Origin of the sequence: Bartonella sp. OD88NMGDW (assembly GCF_042193775.1) — a bacterium.
GTDB classification, from domain to species: domain Bacteria; phylum Pseudomonadota; class Alphaproteobacteria; order Rhizobiales; family Rhizobiaceae; genus Bartonella; species Bartonella grahamii.
Map to the genome: position 1 here is coordinate 38,468 of NZ_JBHIMA010000007.1, position 14,778 is coordinate 53,245.

Genomic DNA, 14,778 nt, shown 5'->3' on the forward strand with positions numbered 1-14,778 from the left:
GATATTTAATAGATATCACTTGTAAAATATTTTCTCATAATTTTCTCATAAGTTCCATCTAAACGGATTTCTTTTAGCGCCTTATTGAACTTATTTTTAAGATCATTATTATTTTGACGCAGTGCAATTGCAACAGGAAATTTTGTTTCTTCTAGAGTTCCAAGGAGGAGACAGCAATCTTTTCCTTCATTTTTAAGCCAATTTAATGCTTGTAATTTATCAACAATAATCACATCAAGTCGATGATTTAAAAGGTCACGATTCACTTCTATTGTGGAAGGGTAGAGTTTAATTTTCACCTCTTCAGAAGCATAATGATCTTCTGCATAGAAAGCTTGTGTTGTATTTGATTGTACACCAAGATTTTTACCTCTAAAGTCTTGTGTTGAGATTTCTTTAATTCCCGAAGCTTTGGTAACAATAACAGCCAGTGCTGTATCGTAGTAAGGATCTGTGAAGTCAATTTTTTGTAAGCGCTCTTGTGTGAGAGAGAGGGAGGCAATGATAGCATCATATTTTTTTGCAATAAGTCCAGGGATCATTCCCTCGAAGTCTTGTGTGACAACAGTACACTCAACATTCATTTTTTTACAAAGTGCATAAGATATATCAATATCAAGTCCCTGCAATTTATTATTTGAGTCAATATAACTAAAGGGAGGGTATGTGCCTTCACTCGCAATTTTTAATGTTTTCGCATCAGCCAATTGGGTGAATAGTGCGGCGCTTATTATAAGAGCTCTTGCTAATAGTTTCATGATGTTCTCCTATTGGATAAGCGGGAAAATATGAAATCACTATGTTTTTATAATCTGTAAGCTTTTTTGGAGCAATTCAAAAATTTATTGATGTTTATTTTAGATCATTATGTTGGACATTATTATCAAAAAAATTATCTTTTTTATTGATAAAAAAAGAATAAATATCTTATTGCTTGTATGATAGCTTAATTTTCATGAAATGATTGATTTGAATCATTTCATGAGTAAAAACTGAGGATTTTTCTTGAAAATAAAGCTATTCAATTTGAACATAAAGAAAAAATTAGATTTTGATACCATAAAAACACAATCTTATTGTTGTCATTATATTCTATAAAACGTTTAGATATCGAGCAACAATTAAAATTATTTTGATAAATGTAAATTTTCTTATAAAAATGCCGAATTCCCAATTACATTTGCATGCCCAATAAAGAGTTTAAAATATTCCTTAAATATAAAGACTGAATTTTAACTCATAGTGATATCTAATCAATATTGAAAGTAAAATATTTTTTCATAATTTTTTCATAGGTTCCATCAGCACGGATTTCTTCTATTGCTTTATTAAAACTGTTTTTAAGATCGTTATTATTTTGACGGAGTGCAATTGCAACAGGAAAATTTGTTTCTTCTAGAGTTCCTAGGAGGATACAGCAATCTTTTCCTTCATTTTCAAGCCAATTTAATGCTTTTAATTTATCAAAGATAATGATATCAAGCCGATGGCTTAAAAGATCACGATTAGCTTCTATTGCTGTAGGATAAAGTTTGATATTCACTCCTTCAGAGGCATAATAATCTTCCGCATATGCAGCTTGTGTTGTATTCGATTGTACTCCAAGATTTTTACCTCTAAAGTTTTGTGTTGAGATTTCTTTAATCCCCGAATTTTTGGTAACGATAACAGCGAGTACAGTACTGTAGTAAGGATCTGTAAAATCAATTTTTTGTAAGCGCTCTTTTGTAGGAGAAAGGGAAGAAACGATAGCATCGTATTTTTTTGCAAGAAGACCAGGAATCATCCCCTCGAAGTCTTGTGTGACAATAGTACATTCAACATTCATTTTTTTACAAAGCGCATAAGATATATCAATATCAAACCCTTGAAGTTCGTTATTTGAGTCAATATAACTAAATGGCGGATAAGAGGCATCGCTTGCAATTTTCAGCGTTTGAGAATTGGCCGATAGGGTAAACAGTGTTGCGCTTATTATAAGAGCTCCTGCTAATAATTTCATTATGTTCTCCTATTAGATAAGCTGGCAAATATGAAACCATCATGCATTTTTATAATCTGTAAGCTCTTTTGGAGCAATGTAAAAAATTTATCTGTGTTCATTTTGCTATCATTATGCTGGATATCATTATCAAAAAAATGATTTATTTTTATCAAGTATGGGAATAAAAAATACAGGAAAAAAGTACACCTCTTGTTGATTATATAATGATTTTTAATAATTTTACTTAAAAAATCAACAAGTTAGATTTAAAAGGAAAACTATTAACTTAAATACGAAGAAAATTTCAGCTCTTAACAGGACAAAATGTAAAGTATTTTTATTCTAATCTACTTGAAGAGAGATAAGAAGTTTTGGCATTTTAAAGAAGCACTTAATGTAAGCCTTTTGCAATTTTATCTGGAGAAGATAGAAAGTAAAATTGTTACATTGCTAGATTTTAATATGCAATAAGGTTTTTAAACACGAGGGAATGACAGGAAATACACTTCCATTAAAGATAATGAGAATTATAAGGTAAAATTTTCAATTTCTTTTTGCTAAATGTTTGGCTAACTTGCAGAAGAGTATTCTCAATTTAAAACTTAGAATTTTAATTTTTATGATGATGTTACCTCTGTAGAAAGAGTTTTAAAATCACGTTTTATAAAAATTCTCAAAGGATATTTTTGGATTATTTTCAATAAAGCTTCAGTAAACTAAAGCTTTATTGATTTCTTTTTTTAATTTGCACGTTCATCTATAGGAACATAGTCACGCATAGCATAGCCTGTGTAGAGTTGTCGAGGACGACCAATTTTTTGTGCAGGGTCTTCAATCATTTCTTTCCATTGAGCCACCCACCCGACACTGCGTGCCAATGCAAAAAGAACAGTAAACATTTCAGTTGGAAAGCCTAGAGCTTTTAATGTAATGCCGGAATAGAAATCAACATTGGGATAAAGCTTTTTCTCAATAAAATATTCATCACTTAAGGCAATTTTTTCAAGTTCTATTGCAATATCAAGAAGCGGGTCATCTTGAATGTTGAGTTCTTTTAAAACTTCATGACAGGTTTTTTGCATGATTTTTGCACGTGGGTCATAATTTTTATAGACACGGTGCCCAAAGCCCATAAGGCGGAAAGGATCATTTTTATCTTTTGCACGTGCAATAAATTCAGGAATTCTTTCAATAGAACCTATTTCTTGTAGCATTTTTAAACATGCTTCATTGGCACCACCATGTGCTGGTCCCCAAAGGCATGCAACACCTGCTGCAATACAGGCAAACGGATTAGCACCCGAGGATCCAGCAAGACGTACCGTAGATGTAGAAGCATTTTGTTCATGATCTGCATGAAGGATAAAGATTTGATCCATCGCCCGAGCAAGCACAGGGTTTGTTTTATATTCCTCACAAGGAACAGCAAAGCACATACGGAGGAAATTTGCAGCATAACTAAGATCATTACGTGGATAAACAAATGCTTGTCCGATACTGTATTTATAGGCCATAGCAGCAAGCGTTGGAACTTTTGAGATAAGACGAACAGAAGCAATCATTCTCTGGTGAGGATCTGTAATATCAATAGAGTCGTGATAGAACGCAGACATAGCGCCAAGGCAGGCAACCATGACGGCCATAGGATGAGAATCACGGCGGAAGCCATGGAAGAAGCGTGCAAACTGTTCGTGTACCATGGTATGCTGCATAATACATCGATCAAATTCATTTTTTTCTTGCTGTGTTGGAAGTTCACCATAAAGTAAAAGATAACAACTTTCGAGAAAGTCTCCTTTCTCAGCCAATTGATCAATAGGATAACCACGATAAAGCAATATGCCTTTATCACCGTCGATATAAGTAATTTTTGATTCACAAGAAGCTGTTGAAGTAAAACCAGGATCATAAGTAAAAATATCGGTTTTTTTGTAGAGAGAAGCAATTTCAATGACCTCAGGTCCAATCGTACCTTTACGCAAGGGAAGCTCTACTTTTCTATCATTCACAATAATATATGCGTTACTCTCAGACATTCGGTATTCCTTTCAGATCCTTCACTTCTAAAAATTAAGACTCTGCTTCATCAGAGTGGGGGATGTATAACTGAAGCTTTTCTTACTTATATTAAGGGTAGATTGCCTCCAAAAGTGAGTACATGCAATCTAAAAATATTCCCTCATTGATCATTATTACTCAATAAAAAATGTATTTCAATGATATAACATAAAAAACTCTTTTAGGGCGCGTTGAGATATCTCTATAGATCCCTATTTGAGGAAATATACTCAGTACACATCATGGGCATATTGGTGTGATAAGTTGGTCCTTGATGCGATGAAGAGCTTCATCGCGTCCTAATAAAATAAGAACATCCAAAACACTTGGTGATGTTGCACATCCTGTAAGAGCTGCGCGAAGTGGTTGGGCGATAGATCCAAACTTGAGATTCTGCGTTTGTACACAAGAGCGAAGTGTTTCATCTAGGTTTTTTGTATCCCAAGAGGGGCAAGCTTTCAGAGCAAGATAAAGATCGTTTAAAATGGTTCGTCCATTTTTATCCAAGAGCATTTGTGCTTTTTCATCAAGTTGTAAAGGTCGTTGTGTAAAAATGAAGGAGGCATTGTCAATCAGTTCGCACAGTGTTTTTGAACGTTCTTTCAAATGCGGGATTGCTTTTAAAAATTGAACACGGCGTTTTTCATCAAGTCTTTCAATAATTTGTGCTCCCCTATCGGTTTCTGGTAGAATATTAAGAGCGGCATCAAAAAGTTCTTGATCATTACTCATGCGCATATAGTGTCCGTTGATGGAATCGAGCTTTTTGAGATCAAAACGAGCAGCACCTTTGTTAATATCTTCAATGTCAAACCAAGAAATCATATCTTTCAGTGACATCAGTTCGTCATCACCATGACTCCAACCTAAACGGACAAGGTAATTACGCAAAGCAGCAGGAAGATATCCCATTGTTCGGTAGGCATCAACACCGAGTGCACCATGTCGCTTTGATAATTTTGCACCGTTTTCACCATGGATAAGAGGAATATGGGCCATAACAGGAATGTCCCACCCCATTGCATTGAAGATAATTGTTTGGCGTGCTGCATTTGTAAGATGATCATCACCGCGTATAATATGTGTTACACCCATATCATGATCATCAACGACAACAGCATGCATATAGGTAGGCGAACCATCAGAACGCAAAATAATGAAGTCATCGAGATCTTTATTAGGAAAACGGACATCACCTTGAACACGATCATGTACAATCGTTTCTCCATCTTGAGGGGCTTTGATGCGAATAACAGGCTTAACACCTTTAGGAGCTTCAGAACTATCACGGTCGCGCCAACGTCCATCATAACGTGGTGGGCGCCCTTCTGCACGGGCTTTTTCACGCATTTCAGCTAACTCCTCAGGTGAAGCATAGCAATAGTAAGCTTTGCCGTTTTTGACCAACTGTTCGGCGATTTGGCGGTGACGTTCAGCACGTTCAAATTGCGAAATAGGGGCGCCATCATAATTAAGCCCCATCCAGTGCAAGCCATCTATAATAGCTTTTACAGCTGCTTCTGTTGAGCGCTCTCGGTCTGTATCTTCAATTCGTAAAAGCATTTTTCCACCGGTATGTTTTGCATAAAGCCAATTAAAAAGAGCAGTACGAGCACCACCAATATGAAGGAAGCCAGTGGGTGAAGGGGCAAAACGAGTAATAACAGACACGAATATTTTCCTTTAAACTAAGATATTTCTTATGGAACTTTATAGAAAAGTCATGTTAGCATAAGTGATGGGGTGTGCAATAGCCGTATTGCGAGTTAAAGTGGGGGACTGATGTTTTATAAAAGTAAAGAGGGTTTATCCGAAAAATCTGTTACAGAAAGAAAAAAGCCATGCAAAATAGGGCAGAGTGTTTTTTCTGGATATGATGATGCAAAGAACAGCAGTTATAACCAACAAAAACTTTTTTTATTGACACTCTTAAAAGAAATAATCATTTTTTTTCGCAAATGGTTAGAAGATTGTATTAGTAAAGAAGTTTCTTTTGGTATCCTTTTTTCGCTGATTTTAGTCTTTTTTGCCCTAGGAATCATTTTGTATTTTCATTTAGAGTGGGAACCAAGTTGGGGACAATTGGGGGCGTTGGTCAGTATTTTTCTGGGAATATTCTATGTTGCACGTTTTTATCGAAAAATATGGATTCCCGTGGGATTTCTGTTTTGTATTATATTGGGTGCTTTAGCGGCAAAAATAGAAACGTGGCGTATTGCAACACCCATGTTAAGCAGTGACATTGTCACTACATTGACGGGAAGAATTGTTTCTATTGAGTCAGGCGCCAAAGGAGGATTTCGTTTAGTTTTGGATATTTTGAGTACAGAAAAGCCCATATTACGCCATAGTCTTCATCGTATTCGTTTATCGGCAAGATATTTGCCATCTGGCTTAGAAATTGGTGATGGACTATATGGGAAAGTTAAGATTCGTGCATTTTCTGGGCCAGTGCGTCCAGGAGGCTACGATTTTAGTTTTCATAATTATTTTAAAAGAATTGGGGCACAAGGCGTTTATTTAGGAAAACCAAGAAAAATATCGGTTTCGCAGCCTGATGGAATATTCACTATCATTCTACAGAAAATTGAAAATTTACGCACGAAGATGACACAAAGAATCCGTATGGCCCTTGAAGGAGAAAAGGGGAGTGTTGCTGCTGCTCTCATAACAGGGCAGCGTGCTGGCATTTCAAATGAGACAAATGAAGCATTACGTACGGCTGGATTAGCCCATATTTTATCAATATCAGGTTTACATATGGCGTTGTTAAGCGGCATAGTTCTTTTGAGTATCCGTAGTTTTTTAGCATTTTTTCCAGTTTTTTCTTCCTATTATTCCAGTAAAAAATTTGCTGCTATCGTTGCGTTTATGATAACAGCTTTTTATTTGTTATTGTCGGGCTTAGCAATATCAGCGCAAAGAAGTTTTGTGATGATTGCTGTTATGTTGGTTGCTATATTGTGTAATCGCTCTGCTATAACAATGCGTAATTTTTCTATTGCAGGGTTGATAACTCTGGCGATTACACCCCATGAAATATTAGGTCCTAGCTTTCAAATGTCCTTTTCTGCGACTGCTGCTTTGATCGCTTTTTTTGATTGGTGGAGTGGAAGATCATTTTTTCGTAAAAGAAAAACAACCCCCTCTTATGTTGGAGGAGGAGTGATAAATTTTGCTTTCTTATCGATACTTTCAACATGTGCTTCTTCCCTTGTTGCAGGGAGTGCAAGTGGAATTTATGCTGCTTATCATTTTTCTAATACGGCATCTTTGAGCGTTATCAGTAATGCTTTTGCTTTGCCTGTCATCTCAATTTTCGTCATTCCTTTTGGATTAATTGCAGTTCTCGCAATGTTAGGAGGATTCGAATGGCTCCCCCTTCAAATTATGGGGTTTGGTGTTGATCTTGTGATAAAGATTGCGCTTGCGATCAAGGCTATTTCTCCTGATTTGAATCCTGATTTTATGCCGTTATCTGCGTTGGTTTTATTGAGTATAGGCTTGGTTGGACTGACTTTTTGCAAAACACCCATCCGGCTCTTTTTTAGTTTGTTTATTTTGGCTGGTATTTCTATTTGTGTAATGCATTCACCTATACAACTGATTATAGCAGATAATATGCGTCTCGTGGGCGTTATCCATGATAAAAAATTATATATTGATCGTTACCATATTTCTAAGTTCACGACATCCATATGGAAAAAGTCATTTCGTGTGAATGAAACGATTAAACCAACAAAATATGGTCCTTCGTTGCACGGACAATTTATTTGTGATTATCATGTATGTACGTCATTATTAGAGAATGGATTAAAAGTAGTTGTTTTACAAAGAGAAACAGATCAATGTGTAGAGGCAGATATTCTCATTCAGACATTTGTGATGCATAATCCAACTTGTTACAAGAAGGCAAAAATAATATTTATGCCTCAACAATTGTTATCACGAGGAAGTGTTATGATGACCAAAGGTGGAGATATTATTTGGTCTTCTCTAGGGTTTCATAGACCATGGAATATGCACAGACAGCATTCATAAAAAAATATAATCTATCATATTTTGCTTCACATTTGGATAATGACAAAACAAAAAATAATAGAAGACTTTTCTGATAAAATTTTGCGGTATTTAAATTAGTAAGTTTATCAAAGTCATTAAAACGGGATAATAATCTAGAGTTTTCTAGAAACAGATGATTTTTATATCTAATCATTTTAAATTTTTCAAAAAAAATTAAGATGCACATCTTTGTGCATCCTATTGATAGCACAAGATAAATCAAAAATTCTTATTGAATGAGAAAAATGCTAACAAATTTTCTCAAAGAAATAAAAAAGATAATTGTTGATTATTCTATTTTATTCTTATCATATATTTCTATAACGAGTAACATCTCTTCAAGCAAGAGATGATGGTAAATTTAAATAGATTGCGTCAAGAGGTTATCTTTTATTATCATTATTATCGATGGTAATAGGGGTGATAAATGTTGCTTATACGGATAAAAGGCAAAGTCATTCATGGATGTTCAGCAGTTAAAAAAAATGGCAGCTATAAAAGCGCTTGAGTTTGTTGAAGATGGTATGCGGCTTGGTATCGGATCTGGTTCGACAGTCAATGAGTTTATTCGTCTTCTAGGCGAGCGTGTTGCGGATGGTTTGCATGTGACTGGTGTTGCTACTTCAAGATATTCTGAACAACTCTGTCGTAAATTTGGAGTACCTGTTAGCACTTTAGAACAAATACCTGAGCTGGATCTTGATATTGACGGAGCAGATGAAATTGGTCCTGAGATGATGCTCATTAAAGGGGGAGGGGGAGCATTGTTGTATGAAAAAATTGTAGCATCGGCATCTCGTGCAATGCTTGTCATTGCTGATGAAACAAAGGTGGTAAAAAGACTTGGTGCTTTTGCACTACCAATTGAAGTTAATCCATTTGGTATCCACACAACATGCAGAACCATTGAAAAAGTCGCTGATGATTTAGGGCTTTCTGGAGAAATTGCATTGCGAATGAATGGAAAAAATCCTTTTGAAACAGATGGTGGTCATTTTATTCTTGATGCATTTTGGGGCTGCATTTTGCAACCAAAACCATTATCGGACGCACTTCTTTCCATTCCTGGTGTTGTTGAGCATGGCCTTTTTTTGGGATTGGCTTCACGTGCAATTGTAGCTATGGCTGATGGTCAAACAAAAATTTTAGAATCTTTTGATTTTTAGAGAAGACAGTTTCATGACGATATGTTAGCACAGTAAAAAAAGATCTTAAAGATTTTAGATAGAAAACGAATTAAAATTATAATTAGCGATCGGGGTAATCATTAAATGAGAATAATATTTTCTTTTCAGCGTTTTGTCGTATATTTTGGTGCAATTGCTATTTTTATTGTGAATATTGGAATGGCTTATGCACAAGGTGTGAGCGATCAACATTTAGCTTCAGCTAGAAAGGCTATAAGTGCCATTCACGCAACGGATCAGTTTGATAGTTTTTTACCAAATGCGGTAGACGATCTTAAAACTGCACTGATGAGGGATGATCCAAATTTGGCAGAGGCAATTTCTGATATTGTTGATAAGCAGGCGCTTGCTTTAATTAAAAGGCGCTCTGATCTAGAAAAAGAGATTGCTCATGTATATGCAAAATATTTTACTCAAAAAGAGCTTGATGCAATAACAGCATTCTACAGTTCTGATACCGGTAAAAAGTTTTTGACAGAAGTCCCCAATATCGCACGTGATTCTTATTCAGCATTTGATGTATGGCGTTCTGCGCTTATGCGGGATCTTGTAGAAAATGTGAAAAAAGAGATGTCTGAAATACTTAATTTGAATAAGTCTACTATGCCTACAAATATGCCTATAAAATCAGAATCTTCAGAAAATAAAAAATAGCTTGATTAATATCATGACAACCACTGGGCAATTTCTGATTTTTTAAATAGCGGCGGTTTTCCCGCCGTTTTTAATATTTTAATGAGAGTAGGTCTTTTTAGAATACGGCTTTATAAAAAATGCTTCTTCAAAAGAAAAAAAGACTTTCATTTGATAATAAATGATCTTAGCCTATTCTTGCAGATACATAAGAAGGAATAATTCGTGGGCTCTTTTGACTTTGATTTATTTGTTATTGGAAGTGGTTCTGGTGGAGTGCGTGCAGCACGGCTTGCTGGAGGACTCGGTAAGCGTGTTGCTATAGCAGAGGAATATCGGATAGGGGGCACTTGTGTTATTCGTGGTTGTGTTCCCAAAAAACTTTATGTTTATGCATCACAATATGTAAAAGAATTTAAGAAAAGTATTGGTTTTGGGTGGGAATATGCGGATCCAATTTTTAGTTGGGAAAAGTTGGTTGCGGCTAAAAATAAAGAAATATCAAGGTTAGAAGGGCTGTATCGTAAGGGATTAGAGAATAACAATGTGCATATTTATGAAAGTCGTGCTACTTTTGTAGATGATCACACATTAGAGCTTTCTGCCACGGGTGAGCGGGTAAGTGCAGAAAAAATTTTGATTGCAACAGGGGCAAAAGTTGCACCAAATACTTCCATAGAAGGCGGTGGATTTTGCCTCACTTCTAATGAGATTTTTGACCTTGATCAACTCCCAAAATCAATAGTCATTGTTGGTGGAGGGTATATTGGTGTTGAATTTTCTAATATTTTTCATGAATTAGGTGTAAAAACAACGCTGCTCCATCGTGGTGATTTAATCCTTCGTGGTTTTGATCATGATTTGCGGCAATTGCTTAATGACGCAATGATTGAAAAAGGGATTTCTATTCTCTATGGCGTAACAATTTCTAAAGTGCAGGCTGCAGAAAATTGTTATGAAGTTATTTTATCAAATGGGCAAACGATTAGTGCTGATCAGATTATGTTGGCTACGGGGCGTGTACCAAATACAACGGGTTTAAGACTTGAGCGGGCAGGTGTTCAAGTGGATGAATTTGGTGCAGTTGTTGTTGATGAAAGAATGACAACAAATATACCCCATATTTGGGCTGTTGGTGATGTAACAGGCCATATTCAATTAACACCTGTAGCGATTCATGATGCAATGTGTTTCGTGAAGACTGCGTTTGAGAATATTCCCACGACACCTGATTATGATTTAATTACGACGGCAGTTTTTTCTCAGCCAGAGATTGGAACAGTTGGTCTTTCAGAAGAAGATGCGGTGCGTTGTTATAAGCGTCTTGAAATTTATCGTACAGTTTTTCGTCCTATGCGTAATGTTCTTTCTGGGAGTTCAGAGAAAATGCTTATGAAACTCATTGTTGATGGTGAAAGCCGTATTGTTGTGGGTGCTCATATTTTAGGGGAAAACGCTGGTGAGATGGCACAGCTTATAGGGATAGCTCTCAAAGGAAAGCTGACGAAGGATATCTTTGATGAAACGATGGCCGTGCATCCAACGATGGCAGAAGAATTGGTAACGATGTATAAACCAAGTTATATATACGAAAATGGGAAGAAAATAGAAAGTTAAACAGCATATATTGCGGTAAAAAGCTTTTGATATGCCAATCTTTAAGATTAATCTTTAGCGAGAGTGTAATGATAAAAGAATGGGCGCCTGACTCCTGGAGAACAAGGCCAATTAAACAAGTTCCGACTTATCCGGATAAGTCTATGTTAGAAGATGTTGAACGAAAACTGAGAAGCTATCCTCCTTTAGTTTTTGCCGGTGAAGCACGTGATTTAAAAAATGAATTAGCAGCCGTTGCAAAAGGACAAGCTTTTTTATTGCAAGGTGGTGATTGTGCCGAAAGCTTTGCAGAACATGAAGCTGATAATATCCGTGATTTTTTTCGTGTATTTTTGCAAATGGCGATTGTTTTAACCTTTGGTAGTTCTAAACCAGTTGTTAAAATTGGTCGTATTGCTGGTCAATTTGCAAAGCCTCGCTCTTCTGATATCGAAAGCAAAGAGGGAGTTGAATTTCCTGCTTATCGTGGGGATATTATTAATGGCATTGAATTTGAAGCCGGTTCTCGTATTCCAGATCCGCAACGGATGTCTATGGCTTATCGCCAATCTGCGGCAACACTTAATCTATTGCGTGCTTTTTCACAAGGTGGCTATGCTAATTTAGAAAATGTTCACACATGGATGTTGAGTTTTGTTTCTAACAGTCCGCAGGGGGAACGTTATGAATTATTGGCAGAGCGTATTTCTGAATCAATTGATTTTATGCGTTCTATAGGGATTACATCCAAAACACATTCTTCATTGCGTGAAACATCTTTTTATACCAGTCATGAAGCACTGTTGCTTGGTTATGAAGAGGCTTTGACTCGGATTGATTCAACTTCAGGAAATTGGTATGCAACATCCGGTCATATGTTATGGATTGGTGACCGTACACGTCAGATTGACCATGCTCACGTTGAATATTGTCGCGGCATTAAAAATCCTATAGGATTAAAATGTGGTCCTTCCATTGAACCTGATGAGCTTTTAAAATTAATTGATATTTTAAATCCTGAAAACGAACTGGGGCGGCTTACTCTCATTACGCGCTTTGGTTATGATAAAGTTGAAAGTTATCTGCCTAAACTCATCCGTGCCGTTGAACGTGAGAAGCGTGCGGTTATATGGTCATGTGATCCAATGCATGGCAATACAATTACTGCCAATGGTTATAAGACGCGTCCCTTTGATTATGTTTTAAAAGAAGTAGAGAATTTTTTTGCAGTGCATCGTGGAGAGGGAACTTATCCAGGAGGTATTCATATTGAGATGACAGGTCGTGATGTTACTGAATGTACAGGAGGGGCGCATGCTATTTCTGTAGACGATTTATCTGATCGTTATCATACGCAATGTGATCCACGGTTAAACGCAGATCAAGCGTTAGAATTGGCTTTTCTTGTTGCTGAACTCCTTAAAAAAAATCGTGCGAATGATTCGTTAGGAATTGCTGCTGGTGGGTAGGAAAAATTTGCCTAATATACTTTTAGGTCATTATGGCAGAAGAGAATTTTTAAAAAAGTGATATTTCCTGATGATGAAGAATAAAGTTGTGGTTGCTAAACTGATGAAATGATACAAAGGCTTATGAAAAATGATTTTCGGGTATCAATTGCCCAATTAAATCCTATTGTTGGTGATATTGAGGGGAATTTTTCTTTAGCTGCCATGGCACATCAAAAGGCCAAAGAAGAGGGGGCTGATCTTGTTTTATTCACGGAACTTTTTATAAGCGCTTATCCGCCGGAAGATCTTGTTCTAAAACCTGCTTTTACAAAAACATGTGAAGAGACTGTTAAGAAATTAGCAAAGATAACCGTAGGTGGACCAGGAATTGTCATTGGTCTTCCATTAAGACGCAATGGCAATATTTACAACGGTGTCATGCTTCTTGATGAAGGGCGAGTCATTGCCGAAAATTTGAAGTTTGATCTACCTAATTATGCTGAATTTGATGAAAAGCGTTTATTTTCTTCAGGCCCACGACCTGAGCCTCTTATCTATCGTGGGGTAGGACTAGGAATAGTGATTTGTGAAGATATTTGGAATGATTCTTCACTTTGTGCGGAGCTTGGTAATAAAGGAGCGGAAATTATTCTTGTCCTTAACGGATCTCCCTACTATCGTAATAAAACCTTAAAACGTATAGATGTTGTTCATACGCAAGCTCTACGATCTGGGGTACCAATTATTTATGCTAATCAAGTTGGTGGTCAAGATGAGCTCGTTTTTGATGGTGGGTCTTTTGCCTTGAATGGAGAAGGAAAAAAGATATTTCAAATGAAGCACTTTGATAGCCATATTGCTTTGAGCCATTGGCAAAAAATAACGACGGGATGGCACTGTATTTCAGGTCCTAATGAAAGTCTTCTCAATGGATTAGCGGCCGATTATCAAGCTTGTGTTTTAGGGTTGAGAGATTACGTTAATAAAAATCGCTTTAAGGATGTTATTCTTGGTCTTTCAGGAGGAATTGATTCAGCCCTGTGTACGGCAATGGCGGTGGATGCTCTTGGCTCTGAGAGAGTTCGCACCATTATGATGCCCTATCATTATACTTCACAAGAATCGTTAAAAGATGCTAAAGAGTGTGCACAACTTCTAGGATGTCATTATGAAATAATACCGATTGAGCAACCTGTTGAAGCTTTTTTGAACGCAATGGCGCCAGTTTTTTTAGGGTTGCCGTCTGATGTGACAGAAGAAAATCTTCAAAGCCGTGTACGTGGGACTATTTTAATGGCACTTTCCAATAAATTTGGCTCAATGGTAGTGACAACAGGCAATAAGTCGGAAATGGCTGTGGGATATGCAACACTGTATGGTGATATGAATGGCGGGTTTAATCCTATTAAGGATATTTATAAAATGCAGGTTTATGCATTAGCTGAGTGGCGCAATAAAAATCACTTGCACAATTTGAAAGGACCAGAAGGAATTGTCATTCCATCCAATATTATAGAAAAAACGCCTTCTGCAGAGCTGCGGGAAAATCAAAAAGATGAAGATTCTCTTCCGCCTTATCCTATTCTAGATGATATCTTGCAATCTCTTATAGAAAATGACATGAGTATTTGTGATATTATTAAACGTGGGTATTCACGGGAAACTGTTGAGAAAGTTGAACAGCTTCTTTATGGTGCCGAATATAAAAGACGACAATCTGCACCCGGTGTAAAAATCAGTTACAAGAATTTCGGACGCGATCGTCGCTATCCCATAGTCAATCATTTTCGCGATAAAAATTGAGTAT

The 14,778-nt window shown here is 36.5% G+C and carries 10 protein-coding genes; 6 read left to right on the forward strand and 4 right to left on the reverse strand.

All coding sequences use genetic code 11. The features are described from left to right. Window positions 1-5 precede the first annotated feature (5 nt). From ACFIJR_RS06670 to gltX, 4 genes are all read right to left on the reverse strand, one after another. Window positions 6-758: a transporter substrate-binding domain-containing protein gene (locus ACFIJR_RS06670; RefSeq protein WP_375648409.1), complete on the reverse strand. Its 753-nt coding sequence runs from the start codon at window positions 756-758 to the stop codon at window positions 6-8. Window positions 759-1,249: 491 nt separating this feature from the next. Continuing rightward, a complete protein-coding gene (locus tag ACFIJR_RS06675) occupies window positions 1,250-2,002 on the reverse strand; it encodes a transporter substrate-binding domain-containing protein (RefSeq protein ID WP_375626242.1) in 753 nt (250 codons plus the stop codon). Window positions 2,003-2,724: 722 nt separating this feature from the next. Further along, window positions 2,725-4,020: a citrate synthase gene (gltA, locus tag ACFIJR_RS06680; RefSeq protein ID WP_375627199.1), complete on the reverse strand. Its 1,296-nt coding sequence runs from the start codon at window positions 4,018-4,020 to the stop codon at window positions 2,725-2,727. 262 nt (window positions 4,021-4,282) lie between these two features. Further along, window positions 4,283-5,713 carry a glutamate--tRNA ligase gene (gene gltX / locus ACFIJR_RS06685; RefSeq protein ID WP_375653848.1) on the reverse strand — a complete coding sequence of 477 codons (1,431 nt, stop codon included), beginning with the start codon at window positions 5,711-5,713 and terminating at the stop codon, window positions 4,283-4,285. A 111-nt stretch (window positions 5,714-5,824) separates the two neighbouring features. Here gltX and ACFIJR_RS06690 point away from each other — a divergent pair, with 111 nt between their 5' ends. From ACFIJR_RS06690 to ACFIJR_RS06715, 6 genes are all read left to right on the forward strand, one after another. Continuing rightward, window positions 5,825-8,083 carry a ComEC/Rec2 family competence protein gene (locus ACFIJR_RS06690; protein WP_375653849.1) on the forward strand — a complete coding sequence of 753 codons (2,259 nt, stop codon included), beginning with the start codon at window positions 5,825-5,827 and terminating at the stop codon, window positions 8,081-8,083. A 482-nt stretch (window positions 8,084-8,565) separates the two neighbouring features. After that, window positions 8,566-9,270, forward strand: coding sequence for a ribose-5-phosphate isomerase RpiA (gene rpiA, locus ACFIJR_RS06695; RefSeq protein ID WP_375651896.1), 705 nt, complete (start codon window positions 8,566-8,568; stop codon window positions 9,268-9,270). 105 nt (window positions 9,271-9,375) lie between these two features. Then, entirely contained in the window at window positions 9,376-9,945 is a 570-nt protein-coding gene (locus tag ACFIJR_RS06700) for a DUF2059 domain-containing protein (protein ID WP_375626233.1), read from the forward strand. A gap of 204 nt (window positions 9,946-10,149) precedes the next feature. Then, window positions 10,150-11,541, forward strand: coding sequence for a glutathione-disulfide reductase (gene gor, locus ACFIJR_RS06705; RefSeq protein WP_375653850.1), 1,392 nt, complete (start codon window positions 10,150-10,152; stop codon window positions 11,539-11,541). 68 nt (window positions 11,542-11,609) lie between these two features. Then, window positions 11,610-12,989 (forward strand): class II 3-deoxy-7-phosphoheptulonate synthase, encoded by a 1,380-nt coding sequence (locus ACFIJR_RS06710; protein ID WP_375626230.1) that lies wholly within the window; start codon window positions 11,610-11,612, stop codon window positions 12,987-12,989. Window positions 12,990-13,112: 123 nt separating this feature from the next. After that, entirely contained in the window at window positions 13,113-14,774 is a 1,662-nt protein-coding gene (locus ACFIJR_RS06715; RefSeq protein WP_375626229.1) for an NAD+ synthase, read from the forward strand. Window positions 14,775-14,778: the final 4 nt, after the last annotated feature.